The sequence below is a fragment of the Pseudomonas sp. TH06 genome (assembly GCF_016651305.1).
Lineage (GTDB): Bacteria > Pseudomonadota > Gammaproteobacteria > Pseudomonadales > Pseudomonadaceae > Aquipseudomonas.
Map to the genome: position 1 here is coordinate 759,496 of NZ_JAEKEC010000001.1, position 24,892 is coordinate 784,387.

At 59.4% G+C, this 24,892-nt stretch carries 25 protein-coding genes; 11 read left to right on the plus strand and 14 right to left on the minus strand.

The window, feature by feature from the left end:
• The first annotated feature begins 93 nt into the window (after positions 1-93).
• Positions 94-1,368 carry an Hsp70 family protein gene (locus JFT86_RS03415; RefSeq protein ID WP_201235723.1) on the plus strand — a complete coding sequence of 425 codons (1,275 nt, stop codon included), beginning with the start codon at positions 94-96 and terminating at the stop codon, positions 1,366-1,368.
• Positions 1,369-1,511: 143 nt separating this feature from the next.
• Here the strand turns inward: JFT86_RS03415 and JFT86_RS03420 are convergent, their stop codons facing one another.
• The 3 genes from JFT86_RS03420 to JFT86_RS03430 form a co-directional block, all read right to left on the minus strand.
• Complete coding sequence (locus JFT86_RS03420) at positions 1,512-2,525, minus strand: AI-2E family transporter (RefSeq protein WP_201230346.1); 1,014 nt, start codon at positions 2,523-2,525, stop codon at positions 1,512-1,514.
• Between the two features lie 203 nt (positions 2,526-2,728).
• Complete coding sequence (locus JFT86_RS03425) at positions 2,729-3,034, minus strand: PsiF family protein (RefSeq protein WP_201235724.1); 306 nt, start codon at positions 3,032-3,034, stop codon at positions 2,729-2,731.
• Between the two features lie 63 nt (positions 3,035-3,097).
• Positions 3,098-3,892 (minus strand): helix-turn-helix transcriptional regulator, encoded by a 795-nt coding sequence (locus JFT86_RS03430; RefSeq protein ID WP_201235725.1) that lies wholly within the window; start codon positions 3,890-3,892, stop codon positions 3,098-3,100.
• Positions 3,893-3,988: 96 nt separating this feature from the next.
• On the opposite strand from JFT86_RS03430, the gene JFT86_RS03435 reads away from it, so the two are divergent.
• On the plus strand, positions 3,989-4,876 hold the full coding sequence (locus JFT86_RS03435; protein ID WP_201235726.1) for a DMT family transporter: 888 nt from the start codon (positions 3,989-3,991) through the stop codon (positions 4,874-4,876).
• 122 nt (positions 4,877-4,998) lie between these two features.
• On the opposite strand, the gene JFT86_RS03440 is transcribed toward JFT86_RS03435, so the two are convergent.
• The 3 genes from JFT86_RS03440 to JFT86_RS03450 form a co-directional block, all read right to left on the minus strand.
• On the minus strand, positions 4,999-5,877 hold the full coding sequence (locus tag JFT86_RS03440; RefSeq protein ID WP_201235727.1) for a triacylglycerol lipase: 879 nt from the start codon (positions 5,875-5,877) through the stop codon (positions 4,999-5,001).
• A 91-nt stretch (positions 5,878-5,968) separates the two neighbouring features.
• Complete coding sequence (locus JFT86_RS03445; protein ID WP_201232146.1) at positions 5,969-6,274, minus strand: multidrug efflux SMR transporter; 306 nt, start codon at positions 6,272-6,274, stop codon at positions 5,969-5,971.
• Entirely contained in the window at positions 6,275-6,913 is a 639-nt protein-coding gene (locus JFT86_RS03450) for an NAD(P)H-dependent oxidoreductase (protein ID WP_201232145.1), read from the minus strand.
• A gap of 108 nt (positions 6,914-7,021) precedes the next feature.
• Here JFT86_RS03450 and JFT86_RS03455 point away from each other — a divergent pair, with 108 nt between their 5' ends.
• Both JFT86_RS03455 and JFT86_RS03460 read left to right on the plus strand, forming a co-directional pair.
• The gene (locus JFT86_RS03455) at positions 7,022-7,972 is read left to right on the plus strand and encodes a LysR substrate-binding domain-containing protein (protein ID WP_242489468.1); all 951 of its coding nucleotides are present in this window, start codon (positions 7,022-7,024) and stop codon (positions 7,970-7,972) included.
• Positions 7,973-8,071: 99 nt separating this feature from the next.
• Positions 8,072-8,602, plus strand: a complete 531-nt coding sequence (locus JFT86_RS03460) for a ferritin-like domain-containing protein (protein ID WP_201235729.1) — start codon at positions 8,072-8,074, stop codon at positions 8,600-8,602.
• Positions 8,603-8,695: 93 nt separating this feature from the next.
• Here the strand turns inward: JFT86_RS03460 and JFT86_RS03465 are convergent, their stop codons facing one another.
• The gene (locus tag JFT86_RS03465) at positions 8,696-10,771 is read right to left on the minus strand and encodes an AsmA family protein (RefSeq protein ID WP_201235730.1); all 2,076 of its coding nucleotides are present in this window, start codon (positions 10,769-10,771) and stop codon (positions 8,696-8,698) included.
• Positions 10,772-11,156: 385 nt separating this feature from the next.
• On the opposite strand from JFT86_RS03465, the gene JFT86_RS03470 reads away from it, so the two are divergent.
• The 7 genes from JFT86_RS03470 (at position 11,157) to JFT86_RS03500 (ending at position 16,501) form a co-directional block, all read left to right on the plus strand.
• On the plus strand, positions 11,157-11,663 hold the full coding sequence (locus JFT86_RS03470; protein WP_201235731.1) for a hypothetical protein: 507 nt from the start codon (positions 11,157-11,159) through the stop codon (positions 11,661-11,663).
• 174 nt (positions 11,664-11,837) lie between these two features.
• Positions 11,838-12,470 carry a TetR family transcriptional regulator gene (locus JFT86_RS03475; RefSeq protein WP_201235732.1) on the plus strand — a complete coding sequence of 211 codons (633 nt, stop codon included), beginning with the start codon at positions 11,838-11,840 and terminating at the stop codon, positions 12,468-12,470.
• A 300-nt stretch (positions 12,471-12,770) separates the two neighbouring features.
• A complete protein-coding gene (ureE, locus tag JFT86_RS03480) occupies positions 12,771-13,271 on the plus strand; it encodes an urease accessory protein UreE (RefSeq protein WP_095121871.1) in 501 nt (166 codons plus the stop codon).
• Positions 13,268-13,942, plus strand: coding sequence for an urease accessory protein UreF (locus JFT86_RS03485; protein WP_201235733.1), 675 nt, complete (start codon positions 13,268-13,270; stop codon positions 13,940-13,942). The genes ureE and JFT86_RS03485 overlap by 4 nt, the downstream gene beginning before the upstream one ends.
• A gap of 11 nt (positions 13,943-13,953) precedes the next feature.
• The gene (gene ureG, locus JFT86_RS03490; RefSeq protein WP_071174254.1) at positions 13,954-14,568 is read left to right on the plus strand and encodes an urease accessory protein UreG; all 615 of its coding nucleotides are present in this window, start codon (positions 13,954-13,956) and stop codon (positions 14,566-14,568) included.
• A 27-nt stretch (positions 14,569-14,595) separates the two neighbouring features.
• Positions 14,596-15,168 carry a HupE/UreJ family protein gene (locus JFT86_RS03495; RefSeq protein ID WP_201235734.1) on the plus strand — a complete coding sequence of 191 codons (573 nt, stop codon included), beginning with the start codon at positions 14,596-14,598 and terminating at the stop codon, positions 15,166-15,168.
• A gap of 199 nt (positions 15,169-15,367) precedes the next feature.
• Positions 15,368-16,501: an AGE family epimerase/isomerase gene (locus tag JFT86_RS03500; protein ID WP_201235735.1), complete on the plus strand. Its 1,134-nt coding sequence runs from the start codon at positions 15,368-15,370 to the stop codon at positions 16,499-16,501.
• Between the two features lie 163 nt (positions 16,502-16,664).
• Here JFT86_RS03500 and JFT86_RS03505 read toward each other — a convergent pair whose 3' ends face one another.
• The 7 genes from JFT86_RS03505 to JFT86_RS03535 form a co-directional block, all read right to left on the minus strand.
• Entirely contained in the window at positions 16,665-17,570 is a 906-nt protein-coding gene (locus tag JFT86_RS03505) for a cation diffusion facilitator family transporter (protein WP_201235736.1), read from the minus strand.
• A gap of 188 nt (positions 17,571-17,758) precedes the next feature.
• Positions 17,759-18,523: an SDR family oxidoreductase gene (locus tag JFT86_RS03510; RefSeq protein WP_007915905.1), complete on the minus strand. Its 765-nt coding sequence runs from the start codon at positions 18,521-18,523 to the stop codon at positions 17,759-17,761.
• Between the two features lie 838 nt (positions 18,524-19,361).
• A complete protein-coding gene (locus JFT86_RS03515; protein WP_201235737.1) occupies positions 19,362-20,078 on the minus strand; it encodes an ABC transporter ATP-binding protein in 717 nt (238 codons plus the stop codon).
• Entirely contained in the window at positions 20,075-20,947 is an 873-nt protein-coding gene (locus tag JFT86_RS03520) for an ATP-binding cassette domain-containing protein (RefSeq protein WP_103304690.1), read from the minus strand. Before JFT86_RS03520 ends, JFT86_RS03515 begins: the two co-directional genes overlap by 4 nt.
• Entirely contained in the window at positions 20,944-22,245 is a 1,302-nt protein-coding gene (gene livM / locus JFT86_RS03525; RefSeq protein WP_103304689.1) for a high-affinity branched-chain amino acid ABC transporter permease LivM, read from the minus strand. The genes JFT86_RS03520 and livM overlap by 4 nt, the downstream gene beginning before the upstream one ends.
• A gap of 3 nt (positions 22,246-22,248) precedes the next feature.
• Positions 22,249-23,163 carry a branched-chain amino acid ABC transporter permease LivH gene (locus tag JFT86_RS03530; protein WP_201235738.1) on the minus strand — a complete coding sequence of 305 codons (915 nt, stop codon included), beginning with the start codon at positions 23,161-23,163 and terminating at the stop codon, positions 22,249-22,251.
• A 242-nt stretch (positions 23,164-23,405) separates the two neighbouring features.
• On the minus strand, positions 23,406-24,539 hold the full coding sequence (locus tag JFT86_RS03535; RefSeq protein ID WP_201235739.1) for an ABC transporter substrate-binding protein: 1,134 nt from the start codon (positions 24,537-24,539) through the stop codon (positions 23,406-23,408).
• Between the last annotated feature and the right edge of the window lie 353 nt (positions 24,540-24,892).

The following is a 24,892-nucleotide window of genomic DNA, read 5'->3' on the forward strand; positions in this document are numbered from 1 at the left end:
AGTCTAGTCGCGAAATAGCTGATGACCGGCCTTCGAATCTGGCGCGCACTGACATACACTGCGCGGCCGTTTTTTTGACCGGAACCGAAAGACATGAAAGACGCCTCTCCAGCCCGTGCCTGCGGCATCGACTTCGGCACGTCCAACTCCACCGTCGGCTGGCTGCGCCCCGGCATGGAAACGATGATCGCGCTGGAAGACGACAAGATCACCCTGCCGTCGGTAGTCTTCTTCAACATCGAGGAACGCCGTCCGGTGTACGGTCGCCTGGCGCTGCACGAGTATCTGGAAGGCTACGAAGGCCGCCTGATGCGCTCGCTCAAGAGCCTGCTCGGTTCCAAGCTGATCAAGCACGACACCAGCGTGCTCGGCACGGCGATGCCGTTCAAGGACTTGCTCGGCCTGTTCATCGGCCAGTTGAAGAGCCGCGCCGAAACCGCCGCCGGTCGGGAATTCGAACAAGTGGTACTGGGTCGCCCGGTGTTTTTCGTCGATGACGATCCGCTGGCTGACCAGGAAGCCGAAGACACCTTGGTCGATGTGGCGAAGAAGATCGGTTTCAAGGAAGTCTCGTTCCAATACGAACCGATTGCGGCGGCCTTCGACTACGAGTCGACCATCGAGAAAGAAGAACTGGTACTGATCGTCGACATCGGCGGTGGTACGTCCGACTTCTCGCTGGTGCGCCTGTCGCCCGAGCGTCGCATGCACGACAACCGTCACGACGACATCCTCGCCACCGGCGGTGTGCACATCGGCGGGACCGACTTCGACAAGCAACTGAGCCTGCAGGGCCTGATGCCGCTGTTCGGCTACGGCAGCCGCATGAAGAGCGGCGCCTACATGCCGACCAGCCACCACATGAACCTGGCGACCTGGCACACCATCAACTCGGTGTACTCGCAGAAATCCAGCCTGGCGCTGGGCAGCATGCGCTACGACATCGAGGACACTGGCGGCATCGATCGCCTGTTCAAGTTGATCGAACAACGCGCCGGGCATTGGCTGGCGATGGAAGTCGAAGAAACCAAGATTCAGCTGACCCACACTGACAGCCGTCATGTGCCGCTGGATCGCATCGAGCCCGGGTTGAGCGTGGAACTGAGTCGGGCGCTGTTTGAGTCGGCAATTGATGCACTGCTGGAGCGGGTGCGCGGCAGCGTTACGCAGTTGTTGAACGATGCCGGTGTCGCTGTCGATCAAGTCGATACGGTGTTCTTCACCGGCGGTTCGAGCGGGATTCCGGCGCTGCGCAACAGCGTTTCGGCGATGCTGCCGAATGCGCGGCATGTTGAAGGCAATATCTTCGGCAGCATCGGCAGCGGTCTGGCGATTGAAGCGATGAAACGCTACGGTTCGATGGCCTGATCACAATCTCTGTGGCGAGGGGATTTATCCCCGATGGACTGCGCAGCAGGCCCAGCCCTTTACATCAAGAGAGGGGCCGCTTCGCGACCCATCGGGGATAAATCCCCTCGCCACAGTCATGACCTGCCACACATCCCCGAGCCTTACACCATTCCGCCCAGCTTCAACTCACTCTTCAGATACGCGTAATAAATCGGCCCCGCCACCACCCCTGGCAGGCCGAACGCGGCCTCGAACACCAGCATCGCCAGCAGCAACTCCCACGACTTGGCACTGATCTGCCCGCCGACAATGCGCGCGTTGAGGAAGTATTCGAGCTTGTGGATAACAATCAGATAACCCAACGCCGCAACGGCCACCCAGATCGATAGCGAAAGCCCGACGATAGTGATCAGCGTGTTGGAAATCAGATTACCGATCACCGGCAGCAGACCGAGCAGGAAGGTCAGGACGATCAGGGTTTTGGTCAACGGCAGCTTGACCCCGAACATCGGCAGGATCACCGCGAGGAAGATCCCGGTGAAGAAGGTGTTGAGCAGGGCGATCTTGATCTGCGCGAAAACGATATTGCGAAACGCTTGAACCAGCAGGTGCAGACGGTCGAACAGCGCCGCCGCCAGCGGTTTGCGCTTGGTCACGTCCGGCACCCGCTGCAACGCGATGATCGCGCCGAGCACCATGCCGATCAGCAGCGTCACGAACATGTGCGCCGCGTCCTTGCCGACCAGTTGCAACTCGGAGAGATGCTTGCTCAGCCATTCGCCGATTGCTACACGAAACTCACCAGCGCTGGCCGGTAGATAGGCGTCGATGAACGGCGGCAACTGACCGCGCGCGCGATCAACCACGCCCATGAATTTGTCGAGGGAAGCCCCGGGATTTTCCGCCTCGTGCAGGAGGAAACTGATCGCCCCGGCGAAGATCAGTGCCAGCACACTGACCACCAGCGTGCCCAGTAGCGCCACCGCCAGCCAACGCGCGCGACGCCCTTCGATCAGGCGTTGCAGTTGTGGGGTGAGCATGTTGACCAGCTCGAAGACCAACAACCCGGCCAACAGACTGGGCAACAAGCGCAATGGCAGCACCAGCAGCAAACCGCCGAAAATGATGATGCAACTGACCCAGAACACTACATGACGCTCAGAAAACGTTGGCATACAGCCTCAAAACGAACGGCGTAAAAGGATTGGCAGTCTGCCAGCGATCCGGGGTGAGCACTAGAAATATGCAGTGTTTGAGATTGGCGGCACTCTAGCCGCCGCCATCGCGAGCAGGCTCACTCCTACACTTGAAATGCGTTCCCCTGTAGGAGTGAGCCTGCTCGCGATGAAGCCGGCAGGCTCACCACAAGATCAGGGAATCACTTTTTCTTCAGGCAATCACTCATGAACGCCTTGCGCGCATCGCCGGTCAGCGCTTTGGTTTTCGCATCGGCGTTACAGGTGGTCATTTTCTGCTGCTGCGGGGTCAGGGTCTTGGCATCGTTGGCCGCTGGCGCCGCTTTCAGGCAGGTGCTCATGAAGGTTTTGCGCTCATCGCCCTTGAGGCTCTTGGCGGTCGCATCAGCATTGCAGGTGGTCATTTTGTTTTGTTGCGCCGTGGCGGCGAAACCCTGGGAACACAGGAGCAAACCAATCATCAACAAAGGGACACGCAACATCTTCATGGAGTTTTCTCCTTGTCGCCGCATCGATGGAAGCGGCCTCTGCAGGAGTGTAGCCAAGTCTTGTTACATCTTCCTGCCTTCGAGGTGGCTGCGGCGGTACTGCTCCGGCGTGCATCCGGCCTGACGGGCAAACATGGCGATAAACGCCGAGCCGCTGCTGTAGCCAAGGTCAAAAGCGATTTCCTGCACGCTGCGTGCAGTTTCCAGCGCCTCGATCGCGGCGAGATAACGCAAACGCTGGCGCCACTCGCCGAAACTCATCCCCAGCTCCCGCACGAATTGCCGTGCCAGCGTGCGTTCACTGACGTGCACCTGCATCGCCCAATGTGCCAGCGGCTGATTATTGCCAGGCTCGGCCTGCAAGGTTTCGAGAATCTTCAGCAGGCCGGGGCTGTTCGCATAGGGCAGATAACATTCATGCACAGGGGCCTGCTGCAGTTGGTCGACCAACACTTGGGCCAGACGTTGATCGGCATCGAGTTCGGGGATCTTCACATCGCGGGCGGCGAAGTCCTTGAGAATTGCCTTGAGGATGTCGCTGATTGCCAGCGTACAGGCCCGATCCGGCAACTCGGTGCATACCTTCGGATCAAGACACACCGCCCGATAGTTGACCGGTTGACGGCTGTAGAAACTGTGCTCGACCTGCGGCGGCACCCACACAGCGTATTGCGGCGGCGACATGAAGCGGCTGCCATCGACGTCCATGTGCAGCACACCGTGGGCGGCGTACTCCAGCGTGCCCCACGGATGACGGTGCGGTGCCGCAAATTCGTGGGCGTTGAAATCGGCGTAACGGAAATACACCGCCGACGGCAGTTCGCTGAAATCCAGCAGATCGATGTGTTTACTGTTCATGCTGTCCGGTTTCAGAGGCAGGTTGTCCGGTTCGAAGTATAGGCCTGCATCCAGACAAGGGATAATCACGCTTCATCAACGTACTGGTTTCAACGCATGCAATACGCTTTTCCACTGCTGGCGATTTTTATCTGGGCCGGCAACACCGTGATCAACAAACTCGCGGTCGGTGCGATTTTCCCCGCCGAGATCGGTTTCTACCGCTGGCTGCTCGCCGGTTTGCTGTTCACACCTTTCATGCTTAAAGCGGTGATTGCGCACTGGCCGCAGATTCGCCCGAACCTCGGCAAGATTTTCATCCTCGGCGTACTCGGCATGGCGGTCTATCAAAGTCTCGCCTACTTCGCCGCGACCCTGACCACTGCGACGAACATGGGCATCATCCTCTCGTTGATGCCGTTGATGTCGCTGGCCATGGCGATCGTCAGCCTCGGTCAGCGCCTGACCGCTGGCGCCTTGTTTGGCGCCGTGCTGTCGTTCGCCGGCGTGCTGGTGGTGGTGTCGTCCGGCAGCCTCAGTGCGTTGCTGCAACACGGCGTGAACATGGGTGACGCGATGATGCTGATCGCGACCCTGGCCTATGCGATCTACAGCACCTTGCTGAAAAAATGGCAGCTGCGCTTACCGCCGCTGGTGTTGCTGTATTTGCAGGTACTGGTGGCGATTGTGGTGTTGTTTCCGCTGTACGCCACTTCACCGAAAACCGGTCTGACGCTGCAGAACATTCCGCTGGTGCTGTACGCGTGTCTGCTGGCCTCGATGCTCGCGCCGCTGGCGTGGATGCAAGCGGTACAGCGCCTGGGGCCGAGCCGGACGACGCTATTCTTCAATCTGCTGCCGTTGATCACGGCACTGATTGCGGCGGTGGTGCTGAAGGAACAACTGGCGATGTATCACTTGGTCGGCGGATTGCTGACCTTGGGCGGGGTGATTCTTTCCGAGCGCTGGACCACCGTGTTGGGCTGTCGAACCAGCATCGCCTGATGCTGGCACTGTGGTGAGGGGATTTATCCCCGATGGGGCGCGAAGCGTCCCCCGCTGTTGAAGTTAAGAGTGGGGCTGCTGCGCAGCCCATCGGGGATAAATCCCCTCACCACAGAAGCCATTTACAGCCCGGCTGCTTTGAGTCGGGCTGCATGCTCGACAAACAGCCGTACCGGATCAGCCCCCTTGCCGACCAGCCCCAACGACTGGTTAACAATGTCGAAATGATCCAGCGGATAGTCATCGCCAATCACCGTGCCCAGATGCGAGCTGTAGCGCCCGACCATTCCGTCGCACTGCCCCGGTTCCCGCACAAAGGTTTTCGCAAATAGGCGACAGCTGCGATTAGTCCCGTCAAACAGGTTGCCGCCTCGATCAGTCTTGCCCGGCTGCAACGTTCCCGACCATGAGTAATAACGCACGCCGTTGACCTCCTCCGGCCCGTGCCCGCCCCAGGTTTGCGGCAAGCCCTGTGGATAACGCTGATTGAACAGCGCCACGCCCTCAGTGGTCAGCGACTGGTGCGAGGCGTGGATATCCACCGGCAGTTTCGGCCCGTGATAACCCGTCTCGAGCAAAGCCATCAGCCAGCCGACAAAGCGCAGCAGCGCCTCAAGGAGACGTCCTCTGGCACTGTCCGCCGGATAGTGCTTTTGCAGATAGTCGGCCAGTTCCGAACCGTGGTTGGGGCCGGCCACCGAGGTCACCGACGCCACCAGATCCGGGCGTTTCGCCGCTGCATAACGCGCGGTCAATGAGCCTTGGCTATGGCCGAACAGATTGACCTTGCTCGCGCCGGTTTCAGCCAGAATCTCGTTGATTCGTTCAAGCAATTGCTCGCCGCGCACCTCGGTCGAATGGAGCGGCGAAACCTGCACGGCAATCACCGTCGCACCACCACGGCGCAACGCCTTGATGATCCCGTACCAGTACGGATACAGGATCAGCCGGATAAACCCGAGCATGCCCGGCACCAGCACCAGTGGATAACGCGTCGACATGGGCAGACATCCTTGTGATCAGTGAGTGGCTGCAAGGCGTGCAAAACGCCCGCCAAGCATCCTTGCTGATGATGACAACTCGATGAGCAGCCTACTTCAGCCCCACCACCCCCGCCACAATCAGGCCGACCGACAGCAGTTTGACCAGCGTCAGGCTCTCGCCAAGCAGGGCAAAGCCGAGAAACACCGTGCCCAGCGAGCCAATGGCGGTCCAGATCGGATAAGCGATGCTAACCGGCAAATCACGCATGGCCAGGGTCAGGAACCAGATCCCGCCGACTGCCGCGATCACGGTGATCAGCGAAGGCCACGGCCGAGTGAAGCCTTCGGCGTACTTCATGCCCATCGCAAAAGTCACCTCGAACCCCGCAGCGATCAGCAGGAACAACCAGGCCATCTAGAACTCCCGGGCGAGGTCGAGCAAGCGCTGCTCGGCCTCGGCCACCGACACCGCAAAGGTGCGCTCGGCAGACTCTTCGCCCTCGGCCGCGACCACCGTAACGTCATTGATGCCGACGAAACCCAGCGCGGTACGCAGCCATGGATCGGCGTGGTTCAGCGCTTCCAGCTCACCACCCGGACCGAAACCGAAGCCGCCGCGACTGGTGACGATCAAGGCTTTCTTGCCCCGCAACAGCGGCGTGTACTGGGCGATCCCGTTGTCCAGCGTGTGATCGAAAGTCAGACCCAGCCGCACGATCTGATCGACCCAGGCCTTGAGGCCGCTGGGCACGCTGAAGTTGTACATCGGCGTGGAAATCAGCAGCAGGTCGTTGTCGAGCAATTCGTTGACCAGTTGATCGCTGAGCGCCAGATCGGCTTGCATCGACAGCGACCGGGCTTCGGGCTCCGAGTGAAACGCCGCCGCTACGAAAGCCTCGTTGACTGCCGGGATCAGCGCCCGCCCGACTTCACGGCGGGTGACTTGTGCTTGTGGATGGCGCGCCTGCCAGGCACGGAGAAAACTTTCCGCGAGGCGCCGTGAGTGCGAACGGTCACCGCGTGGGCTGGCATGGATCACAAGAATCTTGCTCATCTGAAACTCCTTGGGACTAGACTTGGGCTGCTGTGTGGCTGCAGATTGCAGCTCACCCGCCTGCGTCTCAAATGAGCAAAAATCAGTCGGGATGAGTTTATTTCATCCATGGAGTTTTCAATGTTTGCCTCGCTGCCGCTGACCGCCCTGCGCGCGTTCGAATCCGCTTCGCGCCTGCTGAGTTTCAAGGCCGCCGCCGAAGAACTGACGGTGACGCCGACGGCGATCTCCCATCAGATCCGTGCACTGGAGGACTGGCTCGGTGTCGCGCTGTTCGAACGTCTGCCGCGTCAGGTGCACCTGACCGAAGGTGGCGAGCGCTTGTTCCGCAGCCTGCATGGCGCCTTTCTCGAAGTGGCGCAAAGCGTCGATACCCTGCGCCCGCAACGCAGCGCCAGTAGCCTGACGCTGTCGACCACCGCCGCGTTCGCCGCACTGTGGCTGGTGCCGCGCCTCGGCCGTTTCTATGCGAAACACCCGAATATCAATGTGCGTCTGGATACCCATTGCGAAGTGATTGACCTGCATCAGGACGCCAGCGTCGATCTGGTGCTGCGCTACAGCCTCGACGATTATCCGAACCTGTATGGCTTGTGCCTGTTCGACGAATCTTTCGGCGTCTACGGCTCGCCCGAGCAAGTGGCGCTGGCCGCACGGCGCACGCCGGCATTGATCAGCGTGCGTTGGCACAACTCGAAGTTATATGCCCACGGCTGGGAGGCCTGGTGCGCCAAGTCCGGGGAGCACTGGTTCAACCAGCAACCGGCGATCCGTGAATACGATGAAGAGCATTACGCGCTGCAAGCGGCGATTGCCGGGCAAGGGCTGGTGTTGGCGAGCAATATTCTGGTGTCGGAGAGCGTCGCCAACGGTTTGCTGCTGCCGTACAAGGGTGATGTGCAGGTCGATGGCGCGGGCTATAGCGCGTTGTGTGTGCCCGGGCGCGAGCGGCATCCGCCGGTGCGCGCTTTTTTTGCGTGGTTGCAGGAGGAGGCGGTTTTGTCAGGGCTGGCGCCTAGATCGCAGCCTTCGGCAACTCCAGCAAAGATAGGGGCGTAAATCGATAAAACTTTTTGCATCCGGCAAGACTCACAACCTGGGTAGGCGATTACGTCCGTAGAACGTGACGCCAATCGGATTAGCCTCCAGGAGACTGAAATGAGCGACCTGCATTTGTCTGATGTTCAAACCCTGCGCGAGCGCGCACGGCAACACGTGGAAAACGGCGCAGTGACCGAGAGTTACAGCGCCAACCGTGAAGAGGTGCTGCGCTTGCTCAATGAATCGCTGGCCACTGAACTGGTCTGCGTGTTGCGCTACAAGCGTCACTACTTCATGGCCAACGGCCTGAAAGCCAACGTCGCCGCCGACGAATTTCTCGAACACGCGACCCAGGAAGCCGAGCACGCCGACCGTCTGGCCGAGCGCATCGTGCAATTGGGCGGCGAACCGGAGTTCAACCCTGACCTGCTGTCGAAAATGTCCCATGCGCAATATGTCGCTGGGAACAGCTTGAAGGAGATGGTCTACGAAGACCTGGTGGCCGAGCGGATCGCCATCGACAGCTACCGCGAGATCATTCAATACATCGGCGAAAAGGACCCGACCACCCGGCGCATCTTCGAAGACATCCTCGCGCAGGAAGAAGAGCATGCCGATGACATGGCTGACATCCTGAAAGACCTGTAAACCCTTTCGCGAGCAGGCTCACTCCTACATTTGGAATACGTTCCAATGTAGGAGTGAGCCTGCTCGCGATAGCGCTTTCACAGACGCTGAAAATTACTTGGTTGGTTTAACGGTGACAGGCGCCTTGCCCGCCTTCATCTGCTCCAGCAACGGCGCACACTGATTCGGCTCACCGCCACTCGGCGCCACCAGCGCCAACAGCCCCGCCGCCGGTGCTGCGATCACACCCAGCGCAACCATCCCGGCCCCACGCAGCAGCAACGGCACAGCCTTGACCCCGGCATCGGGCTTGATGAACTTGCCACGCACGTACAAAGGCGAACGCAACGAGATCAAGCGCCAGCCCTTGGACTCCGGCGTCACCGTCAGATCGAGTTGCTCAGTGGCCATATTCGCCGTGCCGTCGATGTAGATAATCGCGTTCTCGGTATCGAAGACGAACAGCCGCGTAGTCGCAAGGCCCGTCTTGATGTCGAAGTCGGCCGCCGCGCAGTTGATCTTCACTTCCTTGTCGCCAAAGATCTTGCCCACCACATAGTTGCCGACGTTGAGCCCGGCCAGTTCCATCAGTTCACGGCTGATCGCGCCATCATTGATCAGCATCTTCAGATTGCCGTTGGCGCCACCCAGCAGCTTCGCCACCGAGTTGCCGCGACCACTGATATCGGCATCGCCATTAAGCTCACCGAAACTGGTTTTCATCGGTTCGAAGGTCGGGAACAGCTGCTTGAGCTTGAACCCGCGTGCAGTCAGTTTGGCGCGGCCTTCCAGCGGCTCGGTGCGGCCGTTGAGGCGGATCTGCGCATCGAGATTGCCGCCAGCCACACCAAAGCGCAGCGGTTCGAGGCTGAGCTCGCCGTCATTGAGTTTCAAGTGGGTATAGAGGTCGGTGAACGGCAGCTTTTCACTGTGAACGATGCGCTTGCCAGTGAACTCGACGTCGGCGTCCATTGCGCGCCAGCGGTCGGTCTTGAACTCCTCCACTGGCAGCACTTTGTCCGTCGGTTGTTTGCTCTCGCCGCCGCGAGCCTTTTGTTTGTCGTTGGAGTCGGCGCCAATCAGCGGTGCGAGGTCGGCGAACAGCAGTTGATTGGACAGCAGCGCCCCGCTGAGTTTGGGCCGTGGCTGACTGGCGACGTAGTTGAGGTCGCCATGGATGTCGCTGCCGCCGATCTTGCCGTTGAATTTCTCATAAGTGAAATTCGCCCCAGCGGCGTCATGCAACTTGGCGATCAAGTGGCCGTCGGTGGAGTACGGCGGCGTGTCCGGCAGGGTCACACCGGTCAGCGGATAGAGATTGCCGAGGCTCGCGCCGGCCAGTTTCAGACGCAGGTCGAGGGCGCCGAGGTTGAGCGGATCGGTCAGGGTGCCGGCGAGTTCGATGCTGGTGTCGCCGATTTTCGCCTGCGCCTGTAGCGGGAACGGTTTGCTCGCGTCCTGCAAGGCGAGCAGCCCGCCGAGCTTGCCCTGGCCGGTGAGGTTCTGACCGTGATACTGACCTTTTACTTTCACCGCAAAGGCATAGTCCTGCGGTGCGGTGCCTTTGTCCTGCGCGGCTTTCGCCGCTTTGTCACCAACGATTTCGCTGAATGGAATCGGCTTGCCCAGCGGATCGATCAATACATCCAGATTGGTCTTGAGGGTCTGGTCATCAAGCGTGACATGGCCCTTGTCGAACTTGATCGCGCCGATATCGACTACCCAGTTCGACGGTTCAGCATTCGGATCCTTGGGATCGAACTTGAAGGTCCAGTTCGCACGGCCATCGGCCAGACGCTGCAATTCAGCGTTGGGTTCGGTCAGGTCGATACGCGGAATGACCACCCGTTGCGCCAACAGCGCCAACGGCGAAATGCGCAGTTCAACGCGCTTGAGCGTGACCATCTGCGGCTTTTTCGACCAGTCCGGATTGCCCAGACTCAAATCCTCGGCGACCACATGGGGCCACGGCACCCAGGCACGCCAGCCGCCCTCATCCGGTTCGCGCTGCCAGATCACCGCGAGGTTGCCGTTGATGGCAAACGGTCGATGCAATTCTTCCGAGACTTTGGCGTTGAGCGGCGGTTTGATCCGGTTCCAGTCGAAGAACACGATGATCAGCACCAGTACCGCCAGGAGCAGTACGAGGATGGCGAAGGTCCAGCTGAAGATTTTTCCAGTGCGCGTCATGCACAAAGCTCCTGATCACGACCGCACGCCGACATCGTGGCGCACAGCTGAAACGGCGGGCCAAAGCGGCCCCTATGAAGTCTGTGACTGGCAAATGGCTCGCAGGTTTAACTGAAAGACCGATTCCAGCGTAAAAAGCCGAGCGAAATCTGACCGATTGGTCGAACAGCGTTACCGCGACCCGCACGTTTGCGAGGCGCAAGTGAGTCGAAAATACCCACTACGGTGCAAAACCGTCGCCCGGAAACGCCCGAGCTAGAGCCTCCCGGCAGAACAATCAATTCTGTTGATTATTACCATTGCGTTTATGAACTTTTATATCGACTTATCGAGAGTAGCATTGCCCTCGTACCCACTTTATCGCCCTCCCAAGGAGCAACCCATCATGAAACGCCAATTACTGCTCAGCCTTACCCTGTCGATGCTAGCCAGCACCGCTTTCGCCCTGCCCGCTGCCGATCAGGCTACCCCGCAAGTGAAATCCAGCCACTCGGTGTTCAGCCAGACTGTTGCTGCCGATGGCGGCGACCGCACTCCACAAGGCCAGACCCTGGCTGAAAACGGCCGCAACCGCCTGGAAGAAAAAGGTCTGGTGCAAGATGGCTATGACAAAACGCCACAAGGTCAAACCGTAGCTGAAGGTGGCCGTGATCGTCTGGAAGAGAAAGGTCTGGTGCAAGACGGTTCTGATCGCACCCCACAAGGCCAAACCCTTGCATCCGATGGCTCCGATCGCACCCCACAGGGTCAGACTCTGGCGTCCGACGGTTCCGATCGCACTCCACAAGGTCAAACCCTGGCTGAAGATGGCTTCGACAAAACCCCATTGGGTCAAGCTATCGCCGAAGGTGGTGGTGATCGTGTGATCGAACGCAACAGCAAATTGAGCTAAGCCCATGGCGGCCTGGAAAAAAAGCCCAATCAGCGGATTGGGCTTTTGACTTTTTCAGCCCCGACAAACAATCAAACTGGTTTTCTCCCCGCGATTTCCCCCTCAGCCGTTCGACGCCAACAAAGCCGATTTGCTAGAGTGCTCCGCTTGTCTTGCCTAAGAACACACCCTGCGATGCTGCCCCGCGCCGAACAGAAACAACAGACCCGCAACGCCCTGATGGACGCTGCCCGCCACTTGATGGAAAGCGGCCGAGGATTCGGCAGCCTGAGCCTGCGCGAAGTGACCAAGACCGCCGGCATCGTGCCCACCGGTTTCTACCGGCATTTCGCCGATATGGATGAACTAGGGCTGGTGCTGGTCAGCGAAGTCGGTCAGACCTTCCGCGAAACCATCCGCCTGGTGCGCCACAACGAATTCGTCATGGGCGGCATTATCGATGCGTCGGTGCGGATCTTTCTTGATGTGGTCAGCGCTAATCGTTCGCAATTTCTGTTTCTCGCCCGCGAGCAGTACGGCGGTTCGCTGCCGGTGCGTCAGGCCATTGGCCGTTTGCGCGAGAACATCAGCTCGGACCTCGCGGCGGATTTGACGCTGATGCCCAAACTTCAGCATCTGGATGCGGCCGGGTTGAGCGTGGTGGCCGATCTGATCGTCAAATCGGTATTCGCCACGCTGCCTGACATCATCGACCCTCCTGCTGAAGCCTTGCCGGAACATCTGACGCCGCAGGCGAAGATTACCCAGCAACTGCGCTTTATCTTTATCGGTCTCAAGCATTGGCAAGGGCTCGGTAGTACCGAGTAGCTCCCCTCTTCCCGCCACACCACAAATCCCCTGTAGGAGTGAGCCTGCTCGCGATAGCGGTCTATCAGTCAAATTGTTGCTGACTGACACACTGCAATCACGAGGAGGCTCACTCCTACAAAGGTGCGGCGTCACGGCCTCCATTTGGTGCATTAAAAAATCTTCACGCACCAAAACATTCCATATTCCTGCAACATTTTGAAACATCCACTACGCTCCGACAGGGATTTCCTACATCTCGTCCGATTGGCAAGCCCCTTGCTCTAGCCTGAGTATTGTCCACTGCTGGAAGCTTTCCCCATGCTGGTGATTCATCGCAGAATCGACCCTCAACCCGTCTGGGCCGCCGAGTTGCACCTGACGTTCGAAGCCCGGAGCAAAAGCCGTTTGCGCTGTTTCAGTGCCGAGGGCGAAGACGTCGGGTTGTTTTTGGAGCGCGGTCAGCCGCCGCTGTTTGACGGCGAATGCCTGCAAGCCGAAGACGGCCGCATCGTCCGCGTCTGCGCCCGGCCTGAACAATTGCTGCACGTCACCTGCGCCAACGCCTTCGAACTGACCCGCGCCGCCTATCACCTCGGTAACCGCCATGTCGCCCTGCAAGTCGGCGATGGCTGGCTGCGCTTGCTCGACGACTACGTACTCAAGGCCATGCTCGAACAGCTTGGCGCGCAGGTCGAAGCCATTGAAGCGCCGTTCCAGCCGGAGCACGGTGCCTACGGCGGCGGCCATCACCATTCGCGCCACGGCGACGAGGACTTCAACTACGCGCCGAAACTGCATCAGTTCGGCGTTCGTTTATGAATCCAGCCTGGGCGCTGCTGCGCCTGGCCAGTCCGCAATTGCCGATTGGCGGCTACAGCTATTCGCAAGGCCTGGAAATGGCGGTGGATAACGGCCGGGTGAACAACCCGGACAGCGCCCGCCGCTGGATCAGCGATCAGTTGCTGCTCAACCTCGCCCGCTTCGAAGCGCCGTTGTTGCTCGCCCATTGCCAAGCGGCAGCGGATGAACACTGGAGCGATTTGCTGCAAATCTGCGAGACCCACCGTGCCAGCCGGGAGACTCGCGAGTTGCATCTCGAGAGCCGGCAGATGGGCTATTCGTTGCAGCAGTTGCTCAACGGCTTGCCTGAACTTGATACGCCGGCCCGTGACTTTCTCGCGCAATGCAGCGAACCGCACCTCGCGCTCGGCTGGGCACTGGCCGCACGCGCCTGGGGTATCAGCCCGCAAGACGCCCTCGCCGCCTGGTTGTGGAGTTGGCTGGAAAACCAGCTCGCGGTCTTGATGAAAACCTTGCCGCTGGGCCAGCAAGCCGCGCAACGCCTGACCAGCGAACTGCTGCCGCTGCTGCAACAGGCGCAGCAGGACGCGACCCGAATCAATCCCCAACACATCGGCAGCGCCGCGTTCGGCCTGTCATTGGCGTGCATGGCCCATGAGCGCCAGTACAGCCGCCTCTTCCGCTCTTAGGAGAAACAAGCATGAACACACAACCTCTGCGCGTCGGCATCGGCGGCCCGGTCGGTTCCGGCAAAACCGCGTTGACCCTGGCCCTGTGCCTGGCGCTGCGTGAGCGCTACAACCTTGCCGTGGTCACCAACGATATCTATACCCGTGAAGACGCCGATTTCCTCGTGCGCAACGAAGCGTTGGCACCGGAGCGCATCATCGGTGTGGAAACCGGCGGCTGCCCGCACACGGCCATCCGTGAAGACGCCTCGATCAACCTTGAAGCGGTCGATCAATTGAACCGACGCTTTCCAGGGCTCGACCTGATTCTGGTGGAGTCCGGCGGCGACAACCTCTCGGCGACGTTCAGCCCGGAGCTGTCCGACCTGACTATCTATGTGATCGATGTTTCGGCCGGCGACAAGCTGCCGCGCAAGGGCGGGCCCGGAATCTGCAAGTCCGACCTGCTGGTGATCAACAAGATCGACCTCGCGCCGCTGGTGGGCGCCTCGCTGGAAATGATGGACAGCGACACCAAACGCATGCGCAACGGCAAGCCATTCGTGTTCAGCAACCAGAAAACCGGCCAGGGCCTGGAAGAGATCATCGCCTTCATCGAACGCCAGGGTTTGCTGACAGCAGCCTGATCCATTTTTCAACAAGGAAGCTTATCCATGACACTCAAACGTATTCTCGGCGCCGTCGCACTGCTGCTGACCCCGGCTCTGGCCTTTGCTCACCCCGGGCATGGCGACAGCGGTTTGATCGCCGGCATCAGCCATCCGATCGGTGGCCTCGACCATTTGCTGGCGATGGTTGCTGTCGGCTTGTGGGCGGCGCAGCAACAAGGCGCGGCACGCTGGGCGCTGCCGTGCACTTTTGTCGGCACCATGTTGATCGGCGGCATGCTCGGTTTTGAAGGGCTGGAATTGCCGGCACTGGAAAGCGGGATTGCCGCGTCGGTCCTGGCGCTGGGCCTGGCCGTCGCGCTGGCGGTACGTCCGCCGCTGGTGATGGCGGTGGCGGCGACGGCGGTGTTTGCGCTGTTCCATGGGGTCGCACATGGCCTTGAATTGCCTGACATGACCAGCCCATGGGCGTATGCCGCAGGTTTCGTGGCAGCCACTGCCGTGTTGCATGCCGCCGGTTATGGCGTGGTGCGGGTGCTGCCTCAAGCCGCAGCGCCGCTGGTGCGCCTGGCGGGTGCTGCTTCGGCAGTGACCGGTGCCTGGTTATTGGCAGGCTGATCCCTATCGCCTGTACCGTCCTCATCGCTGGCAAGCCAGCTCCCACAGGTTATTGGGTGAGCCCACATTTGTGTGAACATCAAAGATCCCTGTGGGAGCTGGCTTGCCAGCGATGACGGCCGATCAGACACCGAGCCTCTAATGTCGGTCTCTCTGCTACCATGTCGCGCAATCGCCCCAGCCGTGACGACGTCCGCCAATGCCCCATGCTTCCCGCTCCGCCTCCCAGCCTGAATTGACCGCCCTGTTCAGCGATGTGCAACAGCACTTTGTGAACGTGATCGTGCCGCTGTGGCAAGGCCCGGGCTGGAATGCCGACATGGCATTGCCTTACGAGGCGCTGGACGCCGCCCACCAACCGCTGCCACCGCAACGCTATCGGGCGATGGCCTGCGCACGGCAGCTGTATCTGTTTTCCAGCCTGATCGGGGTTGTGGATAACGCCGAGGAACGCGCAGCAGCGCTGTTCCGTTCCCTGCAACGGCACTTCCATGACGCCGAGCACGGTGGCTGGTTCTACAGCATCGATGCGCAGGGCAAACCACTCGATCAGCGCAAGGATCTCTATACCCACGCGTTCATCCTGTTCGCCTGCGCGCATTACTGGGCAAAATCCCGTGAGCCGTTGGTGGAGTCGACGCTGAACGCCGCGCTGGAAGTCATCGGCCGCCGTTTTGCCACCGGTGATGGCTTGTACGAAGCCTGCCTTGAACGCGACTGGATCACCCTGCAAACCGGCCCTTTGCAAAACCCGCTGATGCACTTGGCCGAAGCGTTTCTTGCCACCCTTTCCGTGCGTGAAGATGCCGCGACGCAGCAGATGCTGATCGAGTTATGCACAGCCATGCACAAGCACTTCGTCGATCCGCAACAGGGCGTGTTGATGGAGAAACCGCTGGGGGCTGTGGATAACTGGTACGAACCGGGACACCAGTTCGAATGGTATTTCCTGCTCGAATCGTCGCCGTTACTGCGCGGCTCGAAACTGCATGCAGCGCTGGACAAGGCTTTCGCCTTTACCGAGCAATTTGGCGTCGAACAACCGTCCGGCGCCGTGCGGGCGATGCTCGACCTGGAACTTGACGGCCGCCCGAAAGATTCGACCCAGCGGATCTGGGCCCAGGCTGAATACCTGCGCGCCCTGACCTTGCGACCGGACAGCGAAGCCGCGGTGTTGCGCCAATTGCAGGCGCTACAGCAGCGTTTTCTGCATGCCGGTGGCTGGCATGAATGCCGTGATGAACAAGGCGAAGTCAGCCGCAAGGACATGCCTTCTACTACGCCGTATCACCTTGCAACTTGCTACCACGGCTTGGCTGAATACCTACTCTGATCTAATGGCAAATGAGATTTACTGTAGTGAAGGGATCACTGTGGCGAGGGGATTTATCCCCGATGGGGCGCGAAGCGGCCCTAAAAAAGCAGGGCCGCTGCGCAGCCCATCGGGGATAAATCCCCTCACCACAAATCCGCTCTCAGCACAGATCAGGGTTACATCAAGCAATCCACTTCTTGTCGCCCGTAAAACTGATGGTCAACCAGCGCGCCGCATCCGGTTTGCCCAGTTTCGCCGAAATATCCTCGCGCAACACATCCAGCTGGCCGACACTGCTCAGCGCATAGTCCGCCGGCAACACCACATGAATCTCGATAAACCGTGCCCGTCCGTGCTTCTGCACGTAGGACACGTAATCATCGAAACCATGCTCGACTTTCGCCGCATCCATCACCTGACGCACCTGGTCATCCAGCGTGTCCGGCGCGATCCCCAGCACGTCGCGTAACGCCGGGCCGAGAATCTTGAAGGCCGGTGGCAGCATGGTCAGAGCCAGCACGATCAGGATCAGCGGGTCGACAAACCTCGCCCACTCGCCATAGCCCTGGGATTTGAGCAGCAACGCCGCGAGAAAACTTATCAACAGGCCGACCGACAACATCGCGTCCACCAGCCAACTGATGTTGTCGAACTGGATCAGGCTGGATTTGAGTTTGCGATTACGCCGGCGCACGTAGAAGAAGTAGGCAAACTCAACCACGGTAAACACCGCAGCATAGATGATCACCAGACCCAACTCGATCTCGCGACCGCCATTGATGATGCCGAACACACCGTTGAGAAACGCGTAAATGGCGATGAGCAGCAGGAAACTGCCCTCAATCAGCAACACCATCGGCTCCAGATGCCAGAAGCCGAACTGGAAACGGTGATTGCTTTCCTTGGCGATCAGCTTGGCGGTGATCAGCATCAGGACTTTGATGAACGTTGCGATCAGCGAGAAAAAACCATCGAACAGGATGGATTGCGAACCAGAAATAAAACCGGTGATGATCCCGGCGATCGACACCGCGAACATCAGGATGGTCGATTGTTTGAGCAGCGACTGCTCACCTCGGTTACTCACTTGAACTCCTCGAAAAACCTTGAAAACCGCAGGGTGCGGTCGGGTTGTTGCGAGGGGAGTTTACCTTATCGCCGGTTTACCCATTTTTGTGGCGAGGGAGCTTGCTCCCGCTGGGGTGCGAAGCGCCCCCAAAAAAGGACTGCTACGCAGTCCAGCGGGAGCAAGTTCCCTCGCCACAGGATTTGATGTCAGGCCTTGTTACGCTCGATCGCAAACCCGGCCCAGGTCTGGCTCACCGGCATCAGCTCCAGGCTGTTGATGTTGATGTGCGCAGGCGCATTCATCACCCAGAAAATCGTCTCGGCAATGTCCTGCGGCTGGATCGGCTCGGCACCGGCGTAGGTGGCGTTGTAGCGCTCCTGATCGCCGGCGAAGCGCACCAGCGAGAACTCGCTCTCGCACAGCCCCGGCTCGATGTTGCTGACCCGCACGCCCGTACCCTGCAAGTCGCAACGCAGGTTCAGCGAAAACTGTTTAACGAATGCCTTGGTCGCGCCATATACGTGGCTGCCCGGATACGGATAGTTACCGGCGATGGAGCCAAGGTTGACGATGCCGGCGCCACGGCCATGAGCGATCAGGCGCGGCAACAGCAGGCGGGTGGCGTACATCAGGCCTTTCACGTTGGTGTCGACCATGGTGTCCCAATCGTCCAGATCGCATTTCGGCGCAGGGTCCACGCCCAGCGCCAGGCCGGCATTGTTGATCAGGCCCCGCAGTTTGGCGAACGATGGCGGCAGGTTGGCAATCGCCTCCTCCATCGCCTTGCGATCACGCACATCCAGTACCAGACCATGCACTTCGGTTTGCTTCGACAACTCGGCACACAGCGCGTTGAGGCGTTCTTCACGACGGCCGGTCAGCACCAGTTTCCAGCCAGCCTCGGCAAAACGACGGGCGCAGGCTTCACCAAAACCGGACGTCGCGCCGGTGATAAACAGGGTGTTGGACATCGTGTTCTCCTTGCTTCGGCCACCGGAGCAGCCCTTGGAATAGAAAATCAGCAGCCAGCATGCCCGGCCACGCATTCACGGGCAACACCCACGCACTGTACAAAAAACGACCAATCGTACCAACGCCACAGGGACCGTGGCCTGCAGCCATATGCGCGCACGTTATCCACAGTCCCGTCCACAGTTTCCGGGGGCAAGTGGAACGGCGCAAAGCCGCGCCACACAAGGCTTTGCGGCAGAAATAGAAAGTTTTTTGCTTGACCCTGAAGTGGCAGATGTGCGGGACATGGCATTTTGCACGACCGAGCGGTCACAGCGATGATTGCGCGAGGCCAGCAATTACGCTGCTTAGCGGCGTCTTTCCAGAGTTTAATCACAGACTTATCCACAGGACCGCACGCAGCGAATTGTCTGTTCTGCACCGACCATAAAAAGGTTGACAACGACACCTGCCGCTCTCGTAAAAACACCTGATCAAAAAACAACCACAACGCTACAAGCCACGTTATACAAGGCTCTCAGCCAGCTACTCCCACGTTATTCACAGCCAGCTCCACAGCAAACGGGGACAAGTCAAAACTGTGGAAAAACAGCCATTTGCAGCGTCTATATGTCGCGCTTTGGCAGGTAGCGGAATTTGTTTTCCACAATTCCGGAATCGGGCATGGATCAACTGTAGGAGTGAGCCTGCTCGCGATGGCGATGTATCAGCCACCGGTGATGGCGAATGGGAAACCGCGATCGCGAGCAGGCTCACTCCTACAGGGTTTACAGTGAGTTTGAGATATAAAAAACCCCGACATTTTCGCGTCGGGGTTTGTGGACAACTTAAGAGGAATCAGTGCCCGCCCAGATAAGCGTTACGCACCTCCTCGTTCACCAGCAACTCCTTGCCGGTACCGGTCAGGCGAATCTCGCCGTTGACCATCACATACGCCCGGTCAGACAGCTTCAACGCATGGTTGGCGTTCTGCTCGACAAGGAAAATCGTCATGCCGGTTTTCGCCAGCTCGCGCAACGTCGCGAAGATCTGCTTCACCACGATTGGCGCCAGGCCCAGGCTCGGCTCATCGAGCAGCAACAGCTTCGGCCGACTCATCAACGCGCGGGCAATGGCGAGCATTTGCTGCTCGCCGCCGGACATGGTCATCGCCCGCTGGGTGCGGCGCTCTTCGAGCCGTGGAAACAGCTCGAACATGCGCTGCATGTCTTCCTTGGCATACTTGTCGCCAATCGGAATGGTGCCCATCAGCAGGTTTTCCTCGACGGTCATGTCAGGGAATACCCGCCGCCCTTCCGGCGACTGCGCAATGCCGTTGGAGGCGATGTAGTGCGATGACTTGTGGGTAATGTCGACGCCTTGATAAAGGATCTGCCCGGCCGCCGCCCGTGGCTGACCGAAGATCGACATCAACAACGTCGACTTGCCCGCGCCGTTGGAGCCGATCAGGCTGACGGTTTCCCCCTCGTTGATCTGCAGTGATACGCCTTTTAGCGCCTGGATCGGCCCGTAGAACACGTCCAGGTCTTTGAGTTCGAGGATCGGTTGACTCATACCAGCTCCTCTTCGTCGGCGCCCAGGTAGGCGGCAATCACTTTCGGGTCGTTGCGAATGGCTTCAGGCCCGCCTTCGGCGATGACGATGCCGTGGTCCAGTACCACGATGTGATCGGAAATGCTCATTACCATGCCCATGTCGTGTTCGATCAGCACCACGGTCAGATCGTGCTCGTCGCGCAGCAGCCGGATCATCGCGCTCAGCGCTTCGGTTTCCTGAGGGTTGAGGCCGGCGGCCGGTTCGTCGAGGCAGATGATCTGCGGGCGCGTGCACATGGCCCGGGCGATCTCCAGACGGCGTTGCTGGCCGTACGAGAGTTCACCGGCCAGACGGTTGGCGCAGTCCACCAGATCGACCACTTCCAGCCAGTAAAACGCGCAATCCAGCGCATCGCTTTCAGCCTTGCGGTAGCCCTTGGTGTTGAGGATGCCGGCGAGCATGTTGCGGTTGACCCACATGTGCTGGGCCACCAGCAGGTTTTCCAGCACCGACATTTCCTTGAACAGGCGAATGTTCTGAAAAGTCCGGGCCAGGCCTGCGCGGTTCACCAGGTGAGTGCCGCCGAACATCTTGTAATACAGGCGGCTGAGGAAGTTTTTCGGCGAGACGAAATCGGTCGGTTTGAACGACTCGCCCAGCAGCTTGATCACGTTGGTCTGCTGGCCACGTACGTTGAGTTCGATCTTGCCGCCGGAGGCTTTGTAGAACCCGGTCAGGCAGTTGAACACCGTAGTCTTGCCAGCACCGTTGGGGCCGATCAACGCGAAGATCGAGTTGCGTTTGACCTTCAGGCTGACGTCACTCAGGGCCTTGATGCCACCGAAATGCATCATCAGTTTTTCAACAGAGAGTACGACTTCACTCATGGCGCAGTCCTCTCATAGTGAATGGCACCTTTGCGTGGAGTGACCCCGGTACGGCTGATGCGAATCAGCCCACGTGGTCGCCAGATCATCATCAACACCATCAGAATGCCGAACAGCAGCACGCGGTATTCAGCGAAGCCGCGCAGCAGTTCCGGAGCGACGGTCAGCACGAACGCGGCGATTACCACGCCGATGGTCGAGCCCATGCCACCAAGCACAACGATGGCCAGAATCAGCGCCGATTCGAAGAAGGTAAACGAGGTCGGGTTGACGAAGCCTTGGTAGGTGGCGAAAAACACCCCGGCCAGACCGGCCGTCGACGCACCAATGGTGAACGCCGAGAGCTTGACCAATACGTGGTTGAGGCCCATCGAGCGGCAAGCGATTTCATCTTCACGCAAGGCTTCCCAGGCGCGGCCAACCGGCATTTTTACCAGACGATGCTTGATGTACAGCACGGCCAGCACCACCAGGAACAACACCGCGTAGATGAAGTAGTACTTCACGTCCGGGTTGTAGGCGATGCCGAAGAACTCGTGAAACGGTACTCCGCCGTCCTTGGCGCGCTTGCCGAACTCCAGACCGAAGAACGTCGGCAGCGGCGCCGGCATGCCGTTCGGGCCACCGGTCAGCGACAGCCAGTTGTTGAGGATCAGACGGATGATTTCACCGAAACCCAGGGTCACGATTGCCAGATAGTCGCCGTGCAGGCGCAACACCGGGAAACCGAGGATGCAACCGGCCAGACCCGCAGTGATCGCCGCCAGTGGCAGCACGGTCCAGAAACCCAGGCCAAGGTATTGATAACCGAGCGCCAGACCGTAGGCACCGATGGCATAAAACGCCACATATCCAAGGTCGAGCAGACCGGCCAGCCCCACCACGATGTTCAGCCCAAGCCCCAGCAACACGTAGATCAACCCGAGGATGACCACGCCCAGCAGATAGGAGTTGGAAACAAACGGCACGATCACGGCCAGCACAATCAGCAGCGGGATGATCCAGCGCAGCGAGGATTTGTGATCGGCAGGCAACACATGCACACCAGAGCCGGTGCTCTCGAATCCGTCGAGAATCTTCAGGCCCTTGGGTGTCTGCAGGAACAGGCTGAGGGCAAACCGGCCAATCATGACGATGCCGATAATCCACGCGACGCGGGTCGGCTCAAGATTGAAGCTGTAGCCCTCGAGCACGACGCCGACAATCGGGCCGAACACGATCAGGGCAATGAGGCCGGCAAGAATCGCCTCAACCAGGCTTTTTTTGATATCGATGTTTTTTTGAGTGGTTGAAGACATCGCTTACACCTTCGACACAAGAGGACGGCCCAACAGGCCCTGCGGCCGGAAGACCAGAACAAGTACGAGCAGCGAGAAGCTGAACACGTCTTTGTAGTCGGAGTTGACCAGACCGGAGAACAGTGACTCGGAGATCCCGAGAATGATCCCGCCCAGCATCGCGCCTGGCAGCGAGCCGATCCCGCCAAGCACGGCGGCAGTGAATGCCTTGATGCCGATGACGAAGCCTGCGTAGAAGTCGAACGTGCCGTAGTTCATGGTGATCAGTACGCCGGCCAGCGCCGCCATTGCTGCACCGATGATGAACACATAGGAAATCACCCGGTCAGTGTTGATCCCCAGGATCGAGGCCATCTTGCGGTCTTGTTGAGTGGCGCGGCACATGCGTCCGAGCTTGGTGTACTTGATGACATAGGTCAGCAGGCCCATGCCGACGAAGGCAGCCACCAAAATGAAAATCTTGGTGTAGGTGAGCTGGACGAAGCCAGTGCCGATGTCGACGCGCCAGGCGCCGGTGAGCAGCGTTGGAACACCTTGTTGACGGGCGCCCTGGCTGATCTGGGCATAGTTTTGCAGGATCAGGGAGATACCGATGGCGCTGATCAGCGGAGCCAGTCGGGTGGAGTTGCGCAGTGGTTTGTAAGCGATGCGTTCGATGACCCAGCCATACACCCCGGTAACGACGATGGTGAAGACCAGTGTGCCGAGCATCAACAGCGGGAAGGATTCAATACCGAAGTAAGCCAGCAGAGCCAGACTGATTGCCGCCAGGTAAGCAGAAATCATGTAAACCTCGCCGTGGGCGAAGTTGATCATGCCGATGATGCCGTAGACCATTGTGTAGCCGATGGCGATCAGGCCGTAGACCGACCCGAGGGTCAGGCCGTTGACCAGTTGCTGCAGGAAAATACCATCCATAACGCAATCTCACGCAATGAGAACCTGCACACCTGTGGGTGTGCGGCTCTTCCAGGAAAAATACAGATGTACGTCGGAGCAATGTCAGCCACGATCAGCCTGATCACCACCGCCCCCTGTAGGAGTGAGCCTGCTCGCGATGACGGAATCACAGACAACCTATTCGTTGAATGTTGCACCGCTATCGCGAGCAGGCTCACTCCTACAAAGGATCTGCAGGGATCAACTGATCGCGTCAGCCCTTACTTCTGTTTTTCCAGCTGATGGTATTTGCCAGTCGCGTCCCACTGGTAAACCACGTAGTCGGAGACTTTCAGGTCGCCCTTCTTGTCCCAGGCCTTCTCGCCCATGACGGTTTTCACCGGGTTGGCTTTCAGCCACTCAGCGGCCTTCTCGCCACTGTTGGATTTGGCGCCGTTGAACGCGGCAGCCAGGGTCTGCACCGAGGCGTAGGCGTACAGGGTGTAGCCCTCAGGCTCGGTGCCGGCCTTGCGGAAAGCATCCACAACGGTCTTGCTCTCTGGCAGCAGGCGCGGGTCGGCGCCGAAGGTCATCAGCACGCCGTCGACGTATTGCGGGCCGCCAGCGGTGGTCACCAGTTCGTCGGTGACGATGCCGTCGTCAGACATGAACTTGACGTCTTTCAGGCCTTCGGTACGCAGCTGTTTGACCAGTGGACCGGCTTCCGGGTGCAGGCCGCCGAAGTAGACAACGTCGGCACCGGCCGCGCGGATCTTGGTGACCACGGCGCTGAAGTCTTTCTCGCCACGGGTCAGGCCTTCATACAGCACTGGCTTGACGCCGCGTTTTTCCAGCTGAGCCTTGGTGGCATCAGCCAGACCCTGGCCGTAAGTGTCCTTGTCGTGCAGCACCGCGACTTTTTTGCCCTTGAGCACGTCGACGATGTAGTCGCCGGCGACGATGCCTTGCTGGTCGTCACGCCCGCACATACGGAACATCGCACTCAGGCCACGCTCGGTCACTTGCGGGTTGGTGGAGCCCGGGGTGATCGCGATGACACCGGCTTCGTCGTAGATTTCCGAGGCTGGAATGGTGGAAGAGGAGCAGAAGTGCCCGACCACGCCCGCAACCTTCTGGTTGACCAGATCCTTGGCGACCGTCACGGCCTGCTTCGGTTCGCAGGCGTCATCGCCCTTGACCAGAACGATTTTTTCCCCGTTGACGCCACCTGCCGCGTTGACTGCGTCCGCCGCTGCCTGTGCACCCTTCATGTACTGCTCGCCAAATGCCGCGTTGGCGCCAGTCATTGGACCCGCTACGCCGATTTTGATGTCAGCCTGAGCAAACGCAGAAACACCCAGCGCAGTAGCCACTGCGAGGGCCAGAAAGCCTTTCTTGTAAAACGTCTGGGACATGAGGTGGTGCTCCAAGGTTTTTTTTAGTTGGCACTGCGACTTCACTTCACTGAATGCTCAGAGCAAGGGCCGTGCCATCGGTTTTTTATTCTTCAAAAAGTCGCTGCTTTCTTGTTATTTCGACTGTTTCGTTCCCATTTTCATTGGGCGTGCAACCGTCTAAACCGCGGAAGGTGAAACCATTTATTTTTTCAGGCGCAACCCGCATGCGCCATCATTGCAACCGCGGCGCCAAACGACGTGCAACCAGCCTGTAACAGCCCGCGTCACCGAACTGCACACTGCTGGTGCGGGACTGCTACAACCCGCACCATTACAGGCTAGTCGCTGCATCGGAAAGCGCCGCCTCCGGC